The sequence below is a fragment of the Methylobacterium sp. C1 genome, assembly GCF_001854385.1.
Classification (GTDB): domain Bacteria; phylum Pseudomonadota; class Alphaproteobacteria; order Rhizobiales; family Beijerinckiaceae; genus Methylobacterium; species Methylobacterium radiotolerans.
The window spans coordinates 3,105,284-3,124,938 of sequence record NZ_CP017640.1 but is presented as its reverse complement, the minus strand read 5'-3'; the positions used below and the strand labels follow the sequence as shown (position 1 = coordinate 3,124,938).

Genomic DNA, 19,655 nt, shown 5'->3' with positions numbered 1-19,655 from the left:
GTGTTCTTGAACCAATTGTGCGTGATCCCGGCACCCGCCAAGAGAGACCCAAGCTCGGCAGTCACGAGCACGTGTTTGGGTTTGAGGGGGTAGGGGATGTCACTTCGGGCGCTTCGGAGCAGCCTGGTCGCGTCGGCATCGGTTCTCGCCGGGACGGTCCTTCCCGCGGCGGTGCAGGCTCAGCAATCGGTGACGCTCGGCGAGATCAGCGTCGTCTCGACGTCGCCGGTCGGGGCCGGCGGCGGCAGTTCGAGCCAGGCGCAGATCTTCAACGGGCCCGGCCCGGTGCCGCCGGCCGGCTCGGTGGGACCGAGCGCCGGCGTGCGGCTGCGCGGCTCCGAGCAGCCCCTCTACAAGATCCCCAGCACCGTCGAGTCGGTCACGGCGAGCGATCTCACGATCGATCGCGCCAGCGACAACCTGACCACGACGCTGGCCCGGCGCACGCCCGGCATCAACGTCTCCGACTCGCAGGGCAACAACAACCGCGTCGACATCACCTACCGCGGCTTCACGGCCTCGCCCGTGCAGGGCGTGCCGCAGGGGCTGGCCGTCTACCAGAACGGCGTGCGCATCAACGAGGCCTTCGGCGACATCGTCAATTTCGACCTCATCCCCCCGCAGGCGATCCAGCGCATCGACGTCGTCACCGGCAACCCGGTCTTCGGCCTCAACGCCCTCGGCGGCGCGGTCAACATCCAGATGAAGAACGGCTTCACCTGGCAGGGCACCGAGATCTCGGCCTGGGGCGGCTCGGACGCGCGCACCGCCGGCTACCTCGAGTACGGCAAGGTCTCCGGCCCCTGGAGCGTCTACTTCACCGGCGACGGCCTGAACGACCGCGGCTGGCGCTACGAGAGCCCGAGCACGATCGGCCGGCTCTACGGCGACATCGGCTACCGCTCGCAGGATTCGGAGTTCCACCTGATCGGGCTCGCCGCCCGCAGCTTCTACGGTGCGGCCGCCGCCACGCCGGTGGACTTCACCCACCGCGACCCGCGGGCGATCTTCACCTACCCGCAGACCACCACCACCGAGGTAGGCACGCTCCAGCTCACCGGCCGGGTCGACATCTCGCCGACCTGGGACCTCGCCGGCAACGCCTATTTCCGCCGCTTCAGCCAGACCTACGTCGACGGCAACGACGGCAACTTCGAGAACTGCAGCACGCGCTCCAGCTTCCGCGGCAACCTCTGCTTCGAGGATGACGGCTTCAGCCCGGCGGCCGGCCAGTCGCAGACCGCGTTCCGCAACCAGTTCCTGATCCTGGGCCAGCAGAACCAGCGCATCCCGTTCCGGTCCGGCATCCCGTACGGCACGCTGGACACGACCCGGACGGAAGCCACCGGCTTCGGCGGCTCGCTCCAGGCCGCCAACCGCGACCGGATCTTCGGCCTGTCCAACAGCTTCGTGGTCGGTGGCAGCATCGATGCGGCCAACTACGGGTTCAAGTCGTCCAGCACCCTGGGCGTCATCAACCCGAACCTGTCGATCACCACCGATCCGAGCAACCCGTTCTACGGCAACATCCCGGGCCTCGGCACGCCGCAGCTGCGGACCGCGGGCGCGCTCGGCATCGCGCCGAGCTCGGTCAACGGCTCTAATCTCTACATGGGCCTCTACACCCTCGACACGCTCGACGTGACCGACCGGCTGTCGCTGACCGCCGGCGCCCGGCTCAACTTCGCGCGCATCCAGAGCGAGGATCTGACCGGCTTCTCGCCGGACGTGACCGGCACGCACTACTTCAACAAGATCAACCCGGTCGCCGGCCTGACCTACCGGTTCTTCGACGCGCTCAACCTCTACGGCAGCTACTCGGAATCGAACCGCGCCCCGACCCCGCTGGAGCTGGCCTGCGCAAACCCGGACCGGCCGTGCCTGCTGCCGAACTCGCTGGTGGCCGACCCGCCGCTCAAGCAGGTCACCGGGCGGACCTACGAGGTCGGATTCCGCGGCCAGCTGCCGAACACCTATGACGGCGGCATCATCACCTACAAGATCGGCGCCTTCCGCACCGACCTCGCCAACGACATCCTGTCGCTGGCCACCCCCGGCAACACCGCCCGCGCCTACTTCGTCAACGTGCCGTCGACGCAGCGGCAGGGCATCGAGGTCGGCGGCGAGTACACGGCCGATTACCTGCGGGTCTACGCCAACTACGCCCTGGTCGACGCGACCTTCCAGTTCAACGGCACCCTGTCGTCGCCCAACAACCCGCTCGCGGATGACGGCGCGATCCAGGTCCGCAAGGGCAACGTCGTGCCGCTGGTGCCGACCCACCAGATCAAGGCCGGCTTCGACTACTTCGTCACGCCCGACTGGCAGTTCGGCCTCTACCTCCAGGCCTTCTCGTCGTCCTACTTCCGCGGCGACGAGTCGAACCTGAACCGCAAGCTGCCGCCCTACTACGTGCTGAACTTCCAGACCAAGTACCAGGTCACGAAGAACCTCGAGGTGTTCGGCCTCATCACCAACCTGACCAACAACCGCTACGCCACGTTCGGCACCTTCGCCGAGCCGGGCGCGGTGGCCGGCAACCTGCGGATCAGCGATCCGCGGACCACGACCCTGGCGCAGCCCTTCTCGGTCTACGCCGGCATCCGCTACGCCTTCGGCGCCGATCCGGTGCCGATGTCGCCGGAGCCGATCATCCGGAAGTACTGACCCGTCCGCGATGGCGAGGGGCGGGCGCCTCCCGCGGCCTGAGGGCCGCGCGGGGCGCCCGTCGCGTTCCGGGGCTGGCGCATGCGGCCTCCTGTCTCGGGAACGGGCCCGTTCGTCCGGCGTCTCCCCGGTAGCCGCACCGGCGCATCACCGCCCCTCGCGCACGAGGGGCCGGCGCCGGCCGCACCCCGACACCGTGGAGCCTCGTCCCGATGATCATCCGTTTCGCCGTTGCAGCCCTCGCCCTGGCGGCCGCGACGCCTGCCCTGGCGACCCCGTGCTCTGACGAGGTCGATACGCTGCAGCGGCGGCTCGACAGCGCCGGCGCCGCCGCGGTGACCGGGACGACCCCGCCCGGCGGCACGACGTCGTCCAACTCGCCCAAGGCCCTCGACACGCCGCCGGCGCTCACCAAGTCCGACGCCGCCGTGAAGCCCACAGCCTCGGGCGTCGAGGAGGCCAAGAAGCTGGTCGCCCAGGCGCGCCAGCAGGACAAGTCCGGGGACGCCCAGGGCTGCCGCGACACGATCATGAAGGCCAAGGAGAAGGCCGGCGCCCTGCCGTAGCGGCGCGCACGGCCGGCACCGCTCCGGTGCCGGCCCCACCGCTCAGTAGGCGTTCTCGGTCCTGAACAGCGCGAACGGCGTGGTCAGCAGGATCTGCAGGTCGAGCAGTACCGACCAGTTCTCTATGTAATAGAGGTCGTGCTCGACGCGCCGCTGCAGCTTCTCCGAGGTGTCGGTCTCGCCGCGCCAGCCGTTGACCTGAGCCCAGCCGGTGATGCCGGGCTTGACCTTGTGGCGGGCGAAGTAGCCGTCGACCACCTGATCGTACAGGGTGTTGGCGGCTTTCGCCTGGAGCGCGTGCGGTCGCGGGCCGACCAGCGACAGGTCGCCCTTGAGCACGTTGAACAGCTGCGGCAGCTCGTCGAGCGAGGTCTTCCGGATGAACCGGCCGACCGGTGTCACGCGCGGGTCGCCCCGGGTCACCATCCGGGCCGCGCCGGCGTCGCACTGATCCACGTACATCGAGCGGAACTTGTAGACCTCGATCAGCTCGTTGTTGAAGCCGTGGCGCTTCTGCCGGAACAGCACGGGCCCGCGCGACGTGAGCTTCACCGCGAGGGCGATCGCCAGCATGAGCGGCGACAGCGCCAGCAGCATCATCAGGCCGACGCAGCGGTCGAACAGCGCCTTCACCACGACGTCCCAATCGGCGATCGGACGGTCGAACACGTCCAGCACCGGGACCGAGCCGAGATACGAGTAGCTGCGCGGGCGCAGGCGCAGCTTGGCGGCGTGCGCCGAGAGCCGGATGTCGATCGGCAGGACCCAGAGCTTGGCGAGCATCTGGAGGATCCGCGCCTCCGCGGTGATCGGGATCGTGAACACGATCAGGTCGAGCCGGGCGTGCCGCGCGTAGGCGACGAGGTCGTCGACGTTGCCGAGCTTCGGGTGCCCCGCCACCACGTCGGAGGACCGGTCGGCGTTGCGGTCGTCGAACACGCCGACGATGCGGATGCCGCTCTCGCTCTGCGTCTCCAGGGCGGCGATCAGGTCCTCGGCGGGCTGGCCGCCGCCCACGATCGCGGTGCGCCGGTCGAACCGTCCGGCCCGGGTCTGGGCGTCGATGATGCGGAAGAGCACGAAGCGCCCGAGCAGCAGCGCCGCGAGGCCGGTGCCGAAGAAGGTCGCGAGCCAGAGCCGCGAGTAATGGTCGGCCACCTTAGCCAGCACGAGTCCGGCGGCGACCATCAGGAAGGTCATCGACCACGCCGCGATCAGCCGGATGGCGGTCTTGAAGAAGCTCCGGAAGGCGGCGACCCGGTAGCCGCCCGACGCCTGGATCAGCGTCACGGTGATCACCGCGATCATGCCGATCGCGCCCGCGTAGGTCAGCCCGAACGGGACGCGCCCGCGGAGCATCAGCAGGTGCAGCAACGCGCCCAGGCCGAAGATCAGCGTGCATTCCAGGGCGCGCACCAGCCCGGCCACAACGACGGGTGAGATCGCCGTCGGCTCCGGCGCGGCGGTCTCGGCGAGCGGCGCGCCGCCGGCGGCCGGGACCGAGGACGCCTCCATCGGGACGGCGGCCTCCAGGAGATCGCGGATGTCGAACGCGCTCATCGATCGGCTCCCCCCGAGCCTTGCGGTCGCTGCCTCGAAGGAAGCTTGGCACGGGGCGTTGTGGGAACATTTAAGAGCGAGGGTGCCGCCGCCTTTTCCACCGCGGCGCACAGGCCCCGATCCTCTTCCGGCAGGTCTCGCCGTCAGGCGGTCCGGGCTCCGGCGATCGCCCGCGGCGCGGGATCGCGGCGCTCCGCGCGGGCCTCGAAGGCCGCAGCGTAGCCGGAGACAACCTCGCTGCCCATGCGGTCCAGGGAGAAGCGCTGCCGGATCGAGGCGCTCAGGCCCTGGGTCCGCGCGGCCAGGGCCTCCGGCGCGGCGTCGAGAACGCGACGGATCCCCTCGGCGAGCGCCGCCGGGTCCCGCGACGGGACGAGGTCGCGGGCGGCCGCGCCGAAGATTTCCGGAATTCCGCCGACCCGGGTGGCGACCAGCGGCTGCGCCGCCGCGGCGGCCTCCAGCACGACGTAGGGCAGCGACTCCGCGAGCGATGGGACGACGAGGATCCGGCCGCGGGCCAGCACGGAGCGGATCGCCTGCGGCGGCTCGAACGCCACCGCGTCGGCGAGGCCGAGGCGGGCCACGGATTCCCGCAGGATCTCGGCGTCCGGCCCGGATCCGACCAGGAGCAGGCGCAGCGCCCGACCCTCGGCCCGCAGCCGGACCAGCGCCTCGAGCAGGTAGGGCAGCCCCTTGGCCTCCCGCAGCTCACCGACATAGAGCAGGTCGAAGGGCTCGGCGACGCGGTCGAGCGGCGCGAACTCGGCCTCGGCGATGCCGTTGTGCACGATCCGCGTCACCCGCTCGGGACCGCCGACGAAGCTCCGGTGGCGGCCCGCGACGTACTCGCTCTCGAACAGGAACGCGTCCGTGCGGCGGGCGAGCACCGCCTCGGCCCCCATGTAGAGGCGGTGCAGTGGGCTGCCCGGCCGGTAATTGTAGCTGCCCCCGTGCGGCGTGTAGGCCCGGATCGCCGGACCCGCCGCGGCGAGCCGGGCATAGGCGCCGCCCTTGGCCCCGTGTCCGTGCAGCACGTCCGCGCCGACCTCCGCGGCCCGCTGGGCGACGGCGCGCAGACAGGACCAGTCCGACGGGTGCGGATTCCGGCGCATCGGCAGCCGGACGAGGCCGAGATCCAGGCAGGGCATCAGGTCCGCCAGGGCGCCCGCGGCGCGGTCACCGCCGGTGCTGGAGTCGCAGACGAGGCCGACATGGTGTCCCGCGGCCGCCTGGAGGCGGGCGAGATCCATCACGTGCCGGAACAATCCGCCCACGGGCGCCCGGAACACGTGCAGGATCCGGTAACGGTGAGCGAGGCCAGAGTCGTTCGTCTTCGGGACCACGGTCCAGCTCCCGGGAATATCAGTCCCCGAGTTGTGGTGCACCCGCGGTCGCGGGAAACTTAAAGCAGGTCGCCCGCGCTCGACCTTTTCAGCGGAACGGTAACCGGAGTTTTACGCGCGACGTCGCAATCGATTGCGACGCTAGGTCATCGGCGAGCCGTTCAGGCTGGCCCAGATCGTCCCGTAATGGCAGGCCGTGGCGGCGAGGACGAAGCCGTGCCAGATCGCGTTCTGGAAGGGCAGGGTCCGCCAGACGTGGAACACGACGCCGATCGAGTAGAGCGCCCCGCCGATGCCGAGCAGCCACAGGGCCGTGGGCTGAAGCGCCGCGATCACCGACTCGTAGGCGAACAGCCCGCTCCAGCCGAGCATCAGGTAGAGCCCGATCGACAGGCGGTCGAACCGGCCCGGCAGGAAGAGCTTCACCGCGATCCCGATCAGCGCCACCAGCCAGATCATCGCCAAGAGGGCGTAGGCCCGCGGCCCCGATCCCACGAGGGCGACCAGCGGCGTGTAGGTCCCGGCGATCATCAGGTAGATCAGGGCGTGGTCGGCGCGGCGCAGGAGCCATTTGCGCGGGCTGACCGGATAGAGATTGTAGAGGGCTGAGACGCCGAGCATCAGGACGAGGGCCGTGGCGTAGACGACCACCGCCGCCCGCTCGCCGAGCCCGAGATGCGCCGTGACCGCGGTCGCCACCAGGGCCACAGCACCGGCGAAGCCGAGCAGCACGCCGAGACCGTGGATCACGCCATCCGCCATGATCTCCCGCGGCGTGTAGTGCCAGGTCAGGGAGAGCGGTCGACCATCCTCCGCGAGAGACATCTTGAAGCCTCCTGCAACGCGTGCAGCTTAAAGCTTGAGAAGTCTTGGTCGTTCCATGTGCAGATTGCTGATGGGGAGTTATCCCAAGGTTCCACTGAAAGCGGTAAAAGTCTCGTGCGGCGCAGCGAGACCGCTGCACCGCACGAAAGCCTAGATCCGGCCTCCGGCCAGACCCTCGAACCCCAGCGGCGGCTCGGCGGCGGCGGGCTCGACCAGGCCGAACCCGCGGCTGAGCCGGGCATGGACGGTGGCCATCGTCAGCACCGCCATGGCGAGCACCTGATGCGCGAGCGCCGCCCAGAGGGGGACGGCGAGGAGAAGCGTCGCGATCCCCAGCGCCATCTGGGCGAGGACGAGGATCACGACGCCCGCGGCCCGCCCGGCCGCGCTCTTCGGGCCGGTGAGCCGGGCATCGACGGCGTGCAGAACCGCCACGACGAACACGAGGTAGGCCGTCACCCGATGGTCGAACTGAACGAGGGCGTGGTTGTCCACGAAGTTCTCGATCCACGGCCGGATCGCGAAGAGGCTGTCCAGCGGCGGGACGAGCTGGCCGTCCATGGTCGGCCAGGTGTTGTAGACGAGGCCGGCATGCGAGCCGGCGACGAGGCCGCCGAGGAAGATCTGCACCAGGACCAGGATCGGCAGCAGCAGGGCGGTAGCCCGCAGCCGTGCCGGGGCCGGCGCAAGGACGCCGCGGCGCTCGCCCGCGGCCAGCCAGACCAGGCCGGCCAGGATGAGGCTCGCGGTGGTGAGGTGCAGGGCGAGCTTGAGCGGCGCCACGGCCGTCATGCCGGGCTGAAGGCCCGAGGCGACCATGATCCAGCCGATGGCGCCCTGGAGGCCGCCGAGCAGGCCGAGGCCGAGCAGGCCGAGACCGAGCCGCCGGCTGATGCGGCCCTGCCACCAGAACAGGATCAGCGGCAGGAAGAACACGAGGCCGATCACGCGGCCGAGCAGGCGATGGCCCCATTCCCAGCCGTACAGCACCTTGAACGCCGACAATCCCATCCCCTGGTTGAGGATGTTGTATTGCGGCGTGTCCCTGTACTTGGCGAACTCGGCCGCCCAGTCGGCCTCGGTGAGCGGCGGGATCGCGCCCGTGACGGGGCGCCACTCGGTGATCGACAGGCCGGACCCGGTCAGCCGCGTCGCGCCGCCGACCGCCACCATGGCGACCACCAGGGCCGCGACCACGTAGAGCCAGGTCCGCACCGCCCCCGACCGCCGGTCGCCCGCGCCACTCATGTCCATGCACGTCCCTTCCGCGGATGCCAGGATGCGCCCGCCTGACCCGGGTTAGGGGATGTCCGAACGACCAGCAACGGCGCCGGCGCCGCAGCCCGCGTCAGCGGGCGCGTTGCCAACCGGATCCCGGAGCGGTAGCCGTCGCCTGTCCGCGCCCGCAGCGCCGGCCGCCAGGCCAGCGGCCCAGTCCGAAGGCGCGGCCCAGGAAGTCAACCATGCGCCGCCGCACCCGGACCCTGATCGGCACCCTCGCCATCCTGGTCTTCGTCTGCCTGTACGGCCCCCTGGCGATGACCCTGGCCGATAGCCGCATCTCCGAGACGCCGGCGGCGGTGCAGGCGGTGATCTACTCGATTCTCGGCATCGCGTGGATCTTCCCGCTGATGCCGCTGATCCGGTGGATGGAGCGGCCCGATCGCTGAGTCCAACCCTCGATTTTGCCGCACTCGGGGATCACAAGCCTGCCGTCCCCGCTCGAGACCCCTCCGTGCACCGCCCGACTCTCTGCCTCAAGCCGCTGGCTGCCCTCGTCGTGCTGCTCGCGCCCGTTCCGGCCCTGGCGCAGGGGACACCGCGCTCCATCGGCGAATGCGAGCGCCTCAAGAACGACCTCGCCTACAACCAGTGTCTCGCCATGTTCGGCCCAGCGGCCAAGAACGTCGCCGGCGGCTACGCCTCGGCCGACACGACGGTCGCCGCGGCGGCCACGCCCGCGGCCGCCATGGCCGAGCCGATCCCGCAGGTGGACGAGGCGGTCGAGGCCAGCACCGGCCGCCGGCGGCGCTACCGGTCCGTGCGCGGCCGGCAATACGCCTCGTTCTCGACCGGCTACCGCCACCGGCGTCGGCGCTAGGGCCGGCTCGCGCCGGTCGCGGCCCTAGCGGGCATCCGGCGCTTCGAGCGCCGCGAGGACCTGCGCGCCCGGCACCGAGCCGTCTCCGGGCCAGACGCCCCAATCGGCGACCTGATCCAGGGCGTCGGCGAGGCGACGCTTGTAGACGTGCCGCGGCACCTCCTCGGCGCCGAACTGCGTCAGGTGTTCGGTGACGAACTGAGTATCGGCGAGCCGGTAGCCCCCGGCGCGCAGGCGGGCCATCAGGTGGACGAGGGCGACCTTCGAGGCGTCGCGGACCTCGTGGAACATGCTCTCGCCGAAGAAGGCGGCCCCCAGCGAGACGCCGTAGAGGCCGCCGACGAGCCGGCCGTCGGCGCCCGCGTAGACCTCGACCGTGTGGACGTGGCCGATGTCGAACAGGGCACCGTAGAGTTCGCGGATCCGCCCGTTGATCCAGGTGCGCTCGCTGTCCCGGCGGGGCGCGGCGCAGCCGTCGATCACGCCGTCGAAATCGGTGTCGCAGCGGACCACGAACTGGTCGGACCGCACCGTCCGGGCGAGGCGCCGGGGAACGCGGAACGCGTCGAGGGGGAGAACGCCGCGCGCCTTGGGCTCGACCCAGTAGAGCGTGGGGTCGTCGGCATCCTCCGCCATCGGGAAGATGCCCGCCGCGTAGGCCTTCAGCAGGATCTCGGGGGTGATGTCCACGCGGGCGGTGTCGTGCATGCCGTGAATGTCGCGCGCGGCCGGCGCGAAGACCAGATCCCGCGCGCGCCGCTCTCGCCGCAGCCCCGCCCGGTTCCGGTCAGGCTTTCATGCCGCCGTCTTCCAGGAAATGCTCCAGCCAGTGGATGTCGTAAAGGCCGTTCTGCACGTCCGGGTTACGGACCAGGGTCCGGAACAGCGGCAGCGTCGTGTCGATCCCGTCAATGACGAACTCGTCCAGGGCCCGGCGCAGACGCATGAGGCACTCGTTGCGGGTCCGGCCGTGGACGATCAGCTTGCCGATGAGCGAATCGTAGTTCGGCGGGATGCGGTAGCCCTGGAACGCCGCCGAATCGACCCGGACGCCGAGGCCGCCGGGCGTGTGGTAGTGGGTGATCTCGCCGGGCGAGGGCCGGAAGGTCTCCGGGTGCTCGGCGTTGATCCGGCACTCGATGGCGTGGCCCTCGACCTTGATGTCCGCCTGGCTCACCGAGAGCGGGCCGCCCGAGGCGACCTGGATCTGCTCGATGACGAGGTCGATCCCGGTGATCATCTCGGTGACCGGATGCTCGACCTGGATACGGGTATTCATCTCGATGAAGTAGAACCGCCCGTCCTCGTAGAGGAACTCGATCGTGCCGGCGCCCAGATAGCCGAGCTCCTTCATCGCGTTGGCGCAGATGCCGCCGATCTCGGCGCGCATCGACTCGTTGAGCGCCGGCGAGCCGCCTTCCTCCCAGACCTTCTGGTGGCGGCGCTGGAGGGAGCAGTCGCGCTCGGCGAGGTGCACGGCACCGCCGCGGCCGTCGCCGAGCACTTGGACCTCGATGTGGCGCGGCTTCTCCAGGTACTTCTCGAGATAGACCGCGTCGTCCCCGAAGGCGGCCTTCGCCTCGGACTTGGCCATGCCGATCGCCTGCTCCAGCTCGGCCTCGGAACGCGCCACCTTCATGCCGCGGCCGCCGCCGCCCGCCGCCGCCTTGACGAGGACGGGGTAGCCGATCTCGGCGGCCACGCGCTTGGCGGTGTCGGCGTCCTCGACCCCGCCCTCGGAGCCCGGCACGCAGGGGATGCCGAGCTTCAGCGCCGTGCGCTTCGCCTCGATCTTGTCGCCCATGGTGCGGATGTGCTGCGCCTTGGGGCCGATGAAGCCGATCTGGTGGTGGGCCAGCACCTCGGCGAAGCGGGCATTTTCCGACAGGAAGCCGTAGCCGGGATGCACGGCATCGGCCCCGGTGATCTCGCAGGCCGCGATGATCGACGGGATGTTGAGGTAGCTGTCGCGGGCGGCCGGCGGCCCGATGCAGACGCTCTCGTCGGCGAGGCGCACGTGCATGGCGTCGGCGTCGGCTGTGGAGTGGACCGCCACGGTGGCGATCCCGAGCTCCTTCGCCGCCCGCAGGATGCGCAGGGCGATCTCGCCGCGGTTCGCGATCAGGATCTTGTCGAACATCGGACCCGTTAGGGCGTCCTGGCGATCCCGGACCGCGCAGGATGCTCTATCCTCTCGTGTTGCGGCGTCGTCCGGGACTGGGCGGCGAGCGCCCGGCGGACGTCCTAGGTGATGACGAGCAGGGCCTCGCCGAACTCGACCGGCTGACCGTCCTCGACGAAGATGGCGCTGATCGTGCCGGCGCGGGGGGCCACGATCTCGTTGAAGGTCTTCATCGCCTCGATCAGCAGCAGCTTGTCGCCGACCTCGACCTTCGAGCCGACGTCCACGAACGCCTTGGCGTCGGGCGAGGGCCGGAGATAGGCGGTCCCGACCATCGGCGAGGGCACGGTGCCGGGCTGCGCGCGGGCCGGCTCGGCCGGGGCGAGGGGGGACGAGGCGGCGGGCGCCGCCGGCGGCGCGGCGACGGCCGCGAGCGGGGCCGGCGCCGCGACCTGCACGCTCACGGGTTCGAGCCGCCGCGCGACGCGGATGCGCAGGTCGCCCTTCTCGACCTCGATCTCGGAGAGGCCGGTCTCGGTGACGAGGTTGGCGAGCTCGCGCACGAGCTCGGGATCGATGGCGTCGTTCTTTGGCATCCGGCCTACTTCGTCTCGCGGCACATCGGTGCGTCCATCCGGGCTCGGCCCTGGACCCCCACCGCGGCCCTGCGGCTGGCGGCTCTTAGACGAAGGCGCCCCGGCGCGACAAGGCTGCGCGGAACGCCTTCGGGGTCCCTCGGTCCGTTCCGTCAGCTCAGCAGGAGGCGTGGCCGCACTGGCGCACGTCGGCGATGGTCTTGCGCATCGGCTCGACGCCGACGGCACCCGGGATCACCTCGTCGCCGATGATGAAGGCGGGCGTGCCCGAGAGGCCCAGGCGGTCGCCCAGGCCGCGGTTCTCGCTGAGCGCGGCCTTCACCTCGGGGGAGGCCATGTCCTTCTGCAGCTTGGCGGTGTCCACGCCCATGTCCTTGGCGACCTGGATCGCCCGGGCGCCGTTCACGCGGCCCTTGGTCTCCAGCAGCTTCTGGTGGAACTCGAACAGCTTGTCGCCCTTGAGCTGCTGGCGCACCGCGACGGCGACCTGGCTGGCCTCCAGCGATTCCGGGCCGAGCACCGGGAAGTCCTTGATGACGACCCGCAGCTTCGGGTCGGACTTGATCAGCGCCTGGACGTCGCCCAGCGCCTTGCGGCAGTAGCCGCAATTGTAGTCGAAGAATTCGACCAGCGTGACGTCGCCCGTCGGGTTGCCGGCGACGACGTCGTGGGGCCCGTTGATGAGGGCCTCGCGCGATTCCTTGAGGGCGGCGGCCTGGGCGAGGCGCTGCGTCTCGGCCTGCTGCTTCTCGGCCTCGGCGAGGGCCTCCTGAAGCACCTCGGGATGCTTGATCAGGTAGTCCTTGACGATCGCCTCGATGCCGGCGCGCTGCGCGTCCGTGAACGGCGCGGCGGGGGGCGTCGCGGTCTGAGCGAGAGCGGGGACGGCGACGAGGCCGAGCGCCAGGACCAGCGCGGGCAGGGGGCGGATGAAGGGCATAGATCCTCGCTTGCGCGGCGGGGCGGCCCGCGCGTGGCGCGAGCGGTAGGGGCTGGGTTAGGCGTTTTCGCGGCGTCCGGTCAAATCCCGCGGTGGCCGCGGCGCGCGGTGCGGCAGCGCTCGCCGCGGCCACCGCTCCGCCTGCCGAGCCGAGGGGCCGCCTCCGCGGATCGACGGCCCCGCCGTCGCGGGGGCGCGCGGCCGAACCCGGCTCCGGCTTGAGGCAGGGGCCGCGAGCGTCTAACCCCCGCGGCGCCAGCTTCGTCCGGCGCAGAGCAGACCCCATGATCCCGATCTCCCGGCGCGCCGCCGCCGTCCAGCCGTTCCTCGCGATGGATGTCATGGCGGCCGCCGCCGCCAAGGCGCGGGCGGGCAGCGACGTGGTGCGGATGGAGGTCGGCCAGCCGTCGGCGCCGGCGCCCCGAGCCGTGATCGCGGCCGCACAGGCTGCGCTCGCCAGCGGCCGCGTCCCCTACACCGAGGCCCTGGGCCTGCCGTCCCTGCGGGCCCGCATCGCCCGGGACTACGCGGAGCGGCACGGCGTCGCGGTGAGCCCGGAGCGGGTGGTGATCACCACCGGATCCTCGGCGGGCTTTGTGCTCGCCTTCATGAGCCTGTTCGATTCCGGCGCCCGGGTCGCCGTCCCTCAGCCGGGCTATCCGGCCTATCGCAGCATCCTGGCCGCCCTCGACCTCGTGCCGGCGCCGATGGTGCTGCGCGCCGAGGACCGCTTCGCGCCGACCGCGGCTTTGCTGCGCGAGACCCACGCCCGCGCGCCGGTCGCCGGGGCGCTGGTGATGAGCCCGGCCAACCCGTCCGGCACGGTGATCACGGAGGGCGCCCTGCAGGATCTCTGCGCGGCGGCGCGCGGCCTCGGCCTGCCGCTGATCTCCGACGAGATCTATCACGGCCTCAGCTACGGCGAGCCCACCGTCACGGCGCTGCGCTTCGACCCCGACGCCGTCGTGATCAACTCGTTCTCGAAGTACCACTGCATGACCGGCTGGCGCGTCGGCTGGATGGTCGTGCCGGAGGCGCTGGTCCGCCCGATCGAGCGGCTGGCGCAGAACCTCTACATCTCGGCGCCCTACCTGTCGCAGGTCGGCGCGCTGGCGGCCTTCGACGCGACGGACGAGCTGGACGCCGTTCGCGACGGCTACGCGCGCAACCGCGCGATCCTGCTGGACGCCCTGCCGGGCCTCGGCCTCGGCCGCGTGCACCCGGCAGACGGCGCCTTCTACCTCTACGCAGACGTCTCGAACCTCACCAACGACGCCGCGGATTTCTGCCGGCGCATGCTCGACGAGGCGCACGTCGCGTCGACGCCCGGCCTCGACTTCGACCCGGACGTGGGCAACCACCACGTCCGCTTCTCCTTCGCGGGCTCGGAGGCCGAGTGCCGCGAGGCGGTGGCGCGGCTGAAGGCGTGGCTGCGCTGACCGGTCAGGCCGCCGGCACGAGCGCGCCGACCGCCTCGACCAGCTCCGAGAAGTGCTCGATCACCCGGTCGGGGCCGAGTTCGGCGACCGGCCGGTCGGTGTAACCGAAGGTGACCGCCACCACCGGGATGCCGGCGGCCTTGGCGGTGTCGATGTCGGTCCGGGAATCGCCCACCATGACGGCGCGGGCCGGGTCACCGGCGGCGCGGGCGATGGTGCCCGTCAGGTGGCGGGGATCGGGCTTGGCTTGCGGGAAGGTGTCCCGGCCGCAGATCGCCGCGAAGCGGTGGCCGATCCCGAGGAGGCGCAGCAGCTCGACCGACTGTCCCTCGTACTTGTTGGTGCAGACCGCGAGCCGGAAGCCGGCCGCCTCGAGGGCGTCGAGCGCCTCGACGACGCCCGGGAAGAGGTGGGACGTGTCGGCGAGATGCGCGCCGTAATGGGCGATGAAGGCGTCGAAGAGCCGGTCGTGGTCCTCCGGCGACAGCGGCCGCCCCTCGGCCTCGAAGCCGCGCCGGATCAGCGCCCGGGCACCGGCGCCGATCAGCCCGCGCGCCTGCGAGAGGGGCAGTTCGGCCAGCCCCTCGCGCTTCATCAGCACGTTCAGGGTGCCGATCAGGTCGCCCGCGGTCTCCGCGAGGGTCCCGTCCAGGTCGAACACGGCGATCGGGGGTTTGCGCGTCGGTTCGGTGGACATGCGGGACAGGCTCCGGGCTCGGCTGGATCTCGAACGGCGTCGCTATCGGGGTGGGGGAACCGGGGCAAGCCAGCCTTCGGTGTGCGGCGGGGCGCGGATCGTCTCACCGAGCGCCCCAGACTCGCCCGAAAGCGCGGACAAACGCAGCGCGTACCAGCCCCGGGACCCGCGATGAAACCCTCCCTGCCCTTCCTGCTGCCGCTCCTGGCCGCCTGCGCCGCGCTGCAAGCCCTGCCGGCGGCCGCGACCTCCTTCGAGTTCGTTCCCGCCCCGCAGACCGACCTGAACCGGATGTACCGGGTCGACAAGGTGACCGGCGAGGTGACCTCCTGCCAGTACGGGCTCCAGGAATCGGCGGGCGGCATCGGCCAGACGGTGTGCTTCGGGCCGGGGGAGGGCGCCGGGCCGCAGACCCCGTCGGAATACGGGCTGGTCGCGAGCCGGCACACCCGCGAGGCCGGCGTCTTCCGCGTGAACTACCGGACCGGCGAGATGAGCATCTGCTTCGTGCTGGTGAAGAAGGAGCAGGTCGTCTGCACCCAGCAGGGCAAGCCCGGCGCCGAGGGCGCGTCCGACACCCCGCTCACCGGTCCGGCCCCCGGTCGCGCCGGCGCCAGCGCCACCCCGACACAGGGCGGCCGCCCGTGACGCGGACGTGCGGGCGCGGGCGTTCCGGTCGGCCCGGTCCCGTGCTACGGGCCGCCCGACGCTCACGGAAAGACCGGCTGCCCATGACCCGCGCTCCCTCGCTCACCCTCGCCGACCGGGCGGTGTCCCGGTGAGCGGGCCGGACCTGCGGCGGGCCGCGGCCGCCCGCGCCCTCGACCTCGTCGAGCCGGGCATGCGGCTCGGCCTCGGCACGGGCTCCACGGCGGCGGCCTTCGTGGCGCTCCTCGGCGAGCGCGTCCGTGCCGGCCTCGACATCGTCGGCGTACCGACCTCCGAGGCCACGCGCGCGCAGGCCGAGAGCCTGGGCATCCGCCTCGCAACCCTGGACGAGCAGCCCGAGCTCGACCTGACCATCGACGGCGCCGACGAGGTCGACGACCGGCTCCGCCTGATCAAGGGCGGCGGCGCGGCGCTCCTGCGCGAGAAGATCGTCGCCTGCGCGAGCCGCCGCATGGTGGTGATCGCCGACGCGGCCAAGCACGTGGCGCGGCTCGGCGCCTTCCCGCTCCCGGTCGAGGTCAATCCCTTCGGCCTCAAGGCCACGCACCGCGCCGTCGAGGCGGCGGTCGCGGGGGCCGGCTGCTCCGGTGACGTCCGGCTGCGCGCCCAGGCCGATGGCAAGCCCCTGGTCACGGACGGGGGCCATTACATCCTCGACGCGCGCCTCGGTGCGATTCCCGATCCGGAGGCCCTCGGCGCCGCCCTCTGGGCCGTGCCGGGCGTCGTCGAGCACGGCCTGTTCCTCGGCATCGCCGACGCCGCGATCCTGGCGGCGGCGCGGGACGGGCAGGCCGAGGTCACCGTTCTCGGCAGCCTCACCTGAGGCGCCGCCCTCCATCGCCGGCCATCCTCGCAAGAAAGTCCAGCATGTCCCGTCGACCCACCGCCGTGCCAGGCCTCCTCAGCCTCGCGCTCGGCCTCGCGCTCCTGGCGCTCCCCCACGCGGCGGCCGCGCAGCCGCAGAAGGCCGCGCAGGCCAAGCCGGCGGCGCAGCCGGCCGCCGGCACCCCCGCGGCCAACAGTCCGGCCGCGGCCACCTACACGCCGGCCCACCTCGCGCTGGCCCGCGAGGTGATGCTCAGCTCCGGCATCGCCCGGTCGTTCGACTCGGTGCTGCCCGCCTTCGCCGACCAGATCCGGAAGCAGACGGTCACCCGCCCCGAGCTCTCCAAGGACCTCGAGGAGGTCCTGGCCTCGCTGCAGCCGGAGATGGAGCTGCAGAAGCAGCGCATGATCGACATCGCGGCGCGCACCTACGCGTCGAAGTTCTCCGAAGCCGAGCTGAAGGAGATCGCGACCTTCTTCCGCTCGCCCGCCGGCAAGCACTACGTGGAGGCGCAGCCGCAGCTCCTCGACGAGATGGTGCAGGAGATGCAGGACTGGACGCAGGACGTCTCGGAATACGTCATGGTCCGCGTCCGCGCCGAGATGGGCAAGCGCGGGCACCAGATGCAGTGAGGGCGGCCGCTTCTGCGGGCGGATCGCCGTGAGAGACCGTCCGTGAACGCGGCCGGCCGCATGTACGCGGCGGGCGGCGCGCTGCTCGCGGCCACGCCGCTCGCCATGGTGCTCGCCAACCGGTCGAGCCCGCTGGTCGTCGGCCTGGCGGCGCTCGCCTTCCTGGCCGGACGCTGGGCGGAGGACGCGTCCGCCCTGCGCGGCGCGCTGCTGTCCCCGCTGCGGACGCCGCTCGCCGGCGCGGCGCTCGCCTTCCTGGCCTGGGCGCTGGTCTCCCTGGCCTGGAGCCCGTTCCCGGTCGTCTCCCTGCGGGTGCTGGGCGAGTTCCTCCCGACGCTGCTCGCCGCCTACCTGCTGGCCTGCCTGGCGCCCGGGCGGATCCCGGCCTTCGCGCCGCGGCTCGGCGCGATCGCGATCGGGCTGTCGGGACTCCTGATCGCGGCGGATCTCGCCGCCGATCTCGTCCTGGAGCGGGCGCTCGGGCGCCGGGTCGCCGCCTTCGTGCACAACCGGCCGGCCCTGACCCTCGACCTCGTGGCCGGCCCGCTGGCACTCGTGCTCTGGAAGGGCCGCGCCCGCGGGCTCGCCGCCGCGACGCTCGCCTTCGCGGGCCTCGGCGTGCTCCGCTCGATCAGCGGCGCCGCCCAGCTCGGCCTCCTGGCGGGTGCCGCGACGGCCACCCTGGCGCGGCTCCTGCCCCCGCGGGTCGGCCTGGGACTCGCCGGCCTCGGTCTCGGTCTCGCCGTGGCGCTCGCTCCGGTCGAGGGCGACCTCCTCGCCCGCGCCATGCCGGAAGCCGCCCACGAGCGCCTCGTCCAGTCCTCGTCCCGGGCCCGGGTCGCGATCGCGCGCAGCTTCGGGGCCGCGGTGGCGGCCGATCCCTGGCGCGGCGCGGGCGTCGGCACGAGCGCGCACTTCGCCGAGACGCCGGTCGCCCGAACGGTGCCGCCGGAGATGCGCGTCCTCCTCGGGGTCGGGCACCCGCACAACAGCTTCCTGCAGGTCTGGGCCGAGCTCGGCCTGCCCGGCGCGATCCTCGCGGCCCTGACGCTGCTGCTGCTGCTCGCGCGGATCGCGCCGCTGCCGCGGCCGGACCGCGCCGCGGCCCTCGGCCTCCTGGCCTGCGCGGCGGCGATCGCCTTCGTCGAGCACAACGGCTGGGCGGCGTGGTGGACGGCGGGGCTCGGCGCTGCCATCACCTGGATGCGCGCGGCCTCTCCGGCCGGCGCGCGCGAGAGATCCGAGCGGGACGGTCCGGCATGAGCGCGTTCGACGTCGACCTCTTCGTCATCGGCGGCGGGTCCGGTGGTGTCCGCGCGGCGCGGATCGCGGCCGGGTACGGCGCGCGGGTGATGCTGGCCGAGGAGTACCGGGTGGGCGGCACCTGCGTGATCCGCGGCTGCGTGCCGAAGAAGCTGATGGTCTATGCCGGCCGCTTCGCCGACGAGTTCGAGGACGCCGCGGGCTTCGGCTGGACCGTGGAGAAGCCCCGCTTCGACTGGGGCACCCTCAAGACGCGGCGCGACGCGGAGGTGACCCGGCTCGAGGGCATCTACGACGCCAACCTGATCCGCGCCGGCGTCGAGATCGTGCCCGAGCGGGCGGTGATCGAGGATCCCCACACGGTCCGCCTCGTGGCGTCCGGCCGCACGGTCCGCGCCGAGCGGATCCTGGTGGCGGTCGGCGCGCATCCCGTGAAGGAGCCGGCGGTGCCGGGGATCGACCTGGCGATCACCTCGAACGAGGTGTTCGAGCTGGAGAGCCTGCCGGAGCGGATCCTGGTGATCGGCGGCGGCTACATCGCGGTGGAATTCGCCGGCGTCTTCGCGGCGCTCGGCAGCCGCACGACGCTGCTGCACCGGGGCGACAGGCTGCTGCGCGGGTTCGACGACGAGATCCGCGACGCCCTGGCCGAGGCCTACGGCCAGCGAATGGACCTGCGGCTCGGTCGCACGCTGCGGCGCGTCGAGCGCCGGGACGGCGGGCTGTGCGCGCAGCTCGACGACGGCAGCGACATCCTGGTGGATCAGGTGCTCGTCGCGACGGGCCGGCGGCCGAACGTCGAGGGCCTCGGCCTCGACCGCGTCGGCATCGCGACCGACGCCGCCGGCGCGATCCCGGTTGACGCCTTCTCGCAGACCCGAGTTCCCTCGATCTACGCGGTGGGCGATGTGACCAACCGCGCCAACCTCACGCCGGTGGCGATCCGCGAGGGCCACGCCTTCGCCGACACGGTCTACGGCGGCAAGCCCGCCTGCGTCGATCATCGCCTGATCCCGACCGCGGTGTTCTCGACCCCCGAGATCGGCGTCGTCGGCCACAACGAGGCGGCCGCCCGCGAGATCTACGGCAAGATCGACGTCTACAAGGCGCGCTTCCGCCCGATGAAGGCGACCCTGTCCGGCCGCGAGGAGCGGATCCTCATGAAGGTGCTGGTCGACTGCGCCAGCGACCGGGTGGTGGGCGTCCACATCTTCGGCCACGACGCCGGAGAAGTCATCCAGGCGGTGGGGATCGCCGTGACCATGGGCGCCACGAAGGCGGATTTCGACCGGACCATCGCGGTCCATCCGACCGCCGCCGAGGAGCTCGTGACCATGCGGGTCCCGGAAGTCACCAAGCACCCGGTCGGCGTCGGCTGAGACCTCCGCGCGGCCGGGGCCTCGACGCGG

At 71.9% G+C, this 19,655-nt stretch carries 19 protein-coding genes; 10 read left to right on the top strand and 9 right to left on the bottom strand.

Going from position 1 to position 19,655, the window contains the following annotated elements:
• Positions 1-96 precede the first annotated feature (96 nt).
• The gene (locus tag BKE41_RS14520; RefSeq protein ID WP_070999670.1) at positions 97-2,667 is read left to right on the top strand and encodes a TonB-dependent receptor; all 2,571 of its coding nucleotides are present in this window, start codon (positions 97-99) and stop codon (positions 2,665-2,667) included.
• Between the two features lie 212 nt (positions 2,668-2,879).
• Positions 2,880-3,233, top strand: a complete 354-nt coding sequence (locus BKE41_RS14515) for a hypothetical protein (protein ID WP_012319666.1) — start codon at positions 2,880-2,882, stop codon at positions 3,231-3,233.
• Between the two features lie 42 nt (positions 3,234-3,275).
• On the opposite strand, the gene BKE41_RS14510 is transcribed toward BKE41_RS14515, so the two are convergent.
• The 4 genes from BKE41_RS14510 to BKE41_RS14495 all read right to left on the bottom strand — a co-directional run bounded on the left by BKE41_RS14510 (position 3,276) and on the right by BKE41_RS14495 (position 8,215).
• Positions 3,276-4,793, bottom strand: a complete 1,518-nt coding sequence (locus tag BKE41_RS14510; protein ID WP_070999668.1) for an undecaprenyl-phosphate glucose phosphotransferase — start codon at positions 4,791-4,793, stop codon at positions 3,276-3,278.
• A gap of 143 nt (positions 4,794-4,936) precedes the next feature.
• On the bottom strand, positions 4,937-6,136 hold the full coding sequence (locus BKE41_RS14505) for a glycosyltransferase family 4 protein (protein ID WP_058606789.1): 1,200 nt from the start codon (positions 6,134-6,136) through the stop codon (positions 4,937-4,939).
• A 141-nt stretch (positions 6,137-6,277) separates the two neighbouring features.
• Positions 6,278-6,961, bottom strand: a complete 684-nt coding sequence (locus tag BKE41_RS14500) for a hemolysin III family protein (protein ID WP_012319663.1) — start codon at positions 6,959-6,961, stop codon at positions 6,278-6,280.
• Positions 6,962-7,111: 150 nt separating this feature from the next.
• Positions 7,112-8,215, bottom strand: coding sequence for a COX15/CtaA family protein (locus BKE41_RS14495; protein WP_012319662.1), 1,104 nt, complete (start codon positions 8,213-8,215; stop codon positions 7,112-7,114).
• A gap of 209 nt (positions 8,216-8,424) precedes the next feature.
• Here BKE41_RS14495 and BKE41_RS14490 point away from each other — a divergent pair, with 209 nt between their 5' ends.
• Positions 8,425-8,631, top strand: coding sequence for a DUF2842 domain-containing protein (locus BKE41_RS14490; RefSeq protein WP_012319661.1), 207 nt, complete (start codon positions 8,425-8,427; stop codon positions 8,629-8,631).
• Between the two features lie 65 nt (positions 8,632-8,696).
• Complete coding sequence (locus BKE41_RS14485) at positions 8,697-9,062, top strand: hypothetical protein (protein WP_012319660.1); 366 nt, start codon at positions 8,697-8,699, stop codon at positions 9,060-9,062.
• A gap of 24 nt (positions 9,063-9,086) precedes the next feature.
• Here the strand turns inward: BKE41_RS14485 and aat are convergent, their stop codons facing one another.
• The 4 genes from aat to BKE41_RS14465 all read right to left on the bottom strand — a co-directional run bounded on the left by aat (position 9,087) and on the right by BKE41_RS14465 (position 12,720).
• The gene (gene aat / locus BKE41_RS14480) at positions 9,087-9,770 is read right to left on the bottom strand and encodes a leucyl/phenylalanyl-tRNA--protein transferase (RefSeq protein ID WP_012319659.1); all 684 of its coding nucleotides are present in this window, start codon (positions 9,768-9,770) and stop codon (positions 9,087-9,089) included.
• 79 nt (positions 9,771-9,849) lie between these two features.
• Positions 9,850-11,202 (bottom strand): acetyl-CoA carboxylase biotin carboxylase subunit, encoded by a 1,353-nt coding sequence (gene accC / locus BKE41_RS14475; protein WP_012319658.1) that lies wholly within the window; start codon positions 11,200-11,202, stop codon positions 9,850-9,852.
• A gap of 104 nt (positions 11,203-11,306) precedes the next feature.
• Positions 11,307-11,780 carry an acetyl-CoA carboxylase biotin carboxyl carrier protein gene (gene accB / locus BKE41_RS14470; protein ID WP_058606788.1) on the bottom strand — a complete coding sequence of 158 codons (474 nt, stop codon included), beginning with the start codon at positions 11,778-11,780 and terminating at the stop codon, positions 11,307-11,309.
• Positions 11,781-11,937: 157 nt separating this feature from the next.
• Complete coding sequence (locus BKE41_RS14465) at positions 11,938-12,720, bottom strand: DsbA family protein (RefSeq protein ID WP_012319656.1); 783 nt, start codon at positions 12,718-12,720, stop codon at positions 11,938-11,940.
• A gap of 284 nt (positions 12,721-13,004) precedes the next feature.
• Here BKE41_RS14465 and BKE41_RS14460 point away from each other — a divergent pair, with 284 nt between their 5' ends.
• Positions 13,005-14,159, top strand: a complete 1,155-nt coding sequence (locus BKE41_RS14460) for an aminotransferase class I/II-fold pyridoxal phosphate-dependent enzyme (RefSeq protein ID WP_053622121.1) — start codon at positions 13,005-13,007, stop codon at positions 14,157-14,159.
• 4 nt (positions 14,160-14,163) lie between these two features.
• Here the strand turns inward: BKE41_RS14460 and gph are convergent, their stop codons facing one another.
• On the bottom strand, positions 14,164-14,856 hold the full coding sequence (gph, locus tag BKE41_RS14455) for a phosphoglycolate phosphatase (RefSeq protein WP_012319654.1): 693 nt from the start codon (positions 14,854-14,856) through the stop codon (positions 14,164-14,166).
• 171 nt (positions 14,857-15,027) lie between these two features.
• Between gph and BKE41_RS14450 the strand changes: the two genes are divergently transcribed.
• The 5 genes from BKE41_RS14450 (at position 15,028) to gor (ending at position 19,625) form a co-directional block, all read left to right on the top strand.
• Positions 15,028-15,504 (top strand): hypothetical protein, encoded by a 477-nt coding sequence (locus BKE41_RS14450; RefSeq protein WP_070999666.1) that lies wholly within the window; start codon positions 15,028-15,030, stop codon positions 15,502-15,504.
• Between the two features lie 130 nt (positions 15,505-15,634).
• Positions 15,635-16,348: a ribose-5-phosphate isomerase RpiA gene (gene rpiA / locus BKE41_RS14445; RefSeq protein WP_012319652.1), complete on the top strand. Its 714-nt coding sequence runs from the start codon at positions 15,635-15,637 to the stop codon at positions 16,346-16,348.
• Positions 16,349-16,392: 44 nt separating this feature from the next.
• Positions 16,393-16,983 carry a DUF2059 domain-containing protein gene (locus BKE41_RS14440; RefSeq protein ID WP_012319651.1) on the top strand — a complete coding sequence of 197 codons (591 nt, stop codon included), beginning with the start codon at positions 16,393-16,395 and terminating at the stop codon, positions 16,981-16,983.
• A gap of 60 nt (positions 16,984-17,043) precedes the next feature.
• Positions 17,044-18,246: an O-antigen ligase family protein gene (locus BKE41_RS14435; RefSeq protein WP_071000691.1), complete on the top strand. Its 1,203-nt coding sequence runs from the start codon at positions 17,044-17,046 to the stop codon at positions 18,244-18,246.
• Positions 18,243-19,625 (top strand): glutathione-disulfide reductase, encoded by a 1,383-nt coding sequence (gor, locus tag BKE41_RS14430; RefSeq protein ID WP_012319649.1) that lies wholly within the window; start codon positions 18,243-18,245, stop codon positions 19,623-19,625. The genes BKE41_RS14435 and gor overlap by 4 nt, the downstream gene beginning before the upstream one ends.
• Positions 19,626-19,655: the final 30 nt, after the last annotated feature.

What these genes read in the sequence shown, in the direction of transcription:
- BKE41_RS14520 (WP_070999670.1), top strand. Translation starts at nt 97, where the DNA reads ATGTCACTTCGGGCGCTTCGGAGCAGCCTGGTCGCGTCGGCATCGGTT.
- BKE41_RS14515 (WP_012319666.1), top strand. Translation starts at nt 2,880, where the DNA reads ATGATCATCCGTTTCGCCGTTGCAGCCCTCGCCCTGGCGGCCGCGACG.
- BKE41_RS14510 (WP_070999668.1), bottom strand. Translation starts at nt 4,793, where the DNA reads ATGAGCGCGTTCGACATCCGCGATCTCCTGGAGGCCGCCGTCCCGATG.
- BKE41_RS14500 (WP_012319663.1), bottom strand. Translation starts at nt 6,961, where the DNA reads ATGTCTCTCGCGGAGGATGGTCGACCGCTCTCCCTGACCTGGCACTAC.
- BKE41_RS14495 (WP_012319662.1), bottom strand. Translation starts at nt 8,215, where the DNA reads ATGGACATGAGTGGCGCGGGCGACCGGCGGTCGGGGGCGGTGCGGACC.
- BKE41_RS14490 (WP_012319661.1), top strand. Translation starts at nt 8,425, where the DNA reads ATGCGCCGCCGCACCCGGACCCTGATCGGCACCCTCGCCATCCTGGTC.
- aat (WP_012319659.1), bottom strand. Translation starts at nt 9,770, where the DNA reads ATGCACGACACCGCCCGCGTGGACATCACCCCCGAGATCCTGCTGAAG.
- accC (WP_012319658.1), bottom strand. Translation starts at nt 11,202, where the DNA reads ATGTTCGACAAGATCCTGATCGCGAACCGCGGCGAGATCGCCCTGCGC.
- accB (WP_058606788.1), bottom strand. Translation starts at nt 11,780, where the DNA reads ATGCCAAAGAACGACGCCATCGATCCCGAGCTCGTGCGCGAGCTCGCC.
- BKE41_RS14465 (WP_012319656.1), bottom strand. Translation starts at nt 12,720, where the DNA reads ATGCCCTTCATCCGCCCCCTGCCCGCGCTGGTCCTGGCGCTCGGCCTC.
- BKE41_RS14460 (WP_053622121.1), top strand. Translation starts at nt 13,005, where the DNA reads ATGATCCCGATCTCCCGGCGCGCCGCCGCCGTCCAGCCGTTCCTCGCG.
- gph (WP_012319654.1), bottom strand. Translation starts at nt 14,856, where the DNA reads ATGTCCACCGAACCGACGCGCAAACCCCCGATCGCCGTGTTCGACCTG.
- BKE41_RS14450 (WP_070999666.1), top strand. Translation starts at nt 15,028, where the DNA reads ATGAAACCCTCCCTGCCCTTCCTGCTGCCGCTCCTGGCCGCCTGCGCC.
- BKE41_RS14440 (WP_012319651.1), top strand. Translation starts at nt 16,393, where the DNA reads ATGTCCCGTCGACCCACCGCCGTGCCAGGCCTCCTCAGCCTCGCGCTC.
- BKE41_RS14435 (WP_071000691.1), top strand. Translation starts at nt 17,044, where the DNA reads ATGTACGCGGCGGGCGGCGCGCTGCTCGCGGCCACGCCGCTCGCCATG.
- gor (WP_012319649.1), top strand. Translation starts at nt 18,243, where the DNA reads ATGAGCGCGTTCGACGTCGACCTCTTCGTCATCGGCGGCGGGTCCGGT.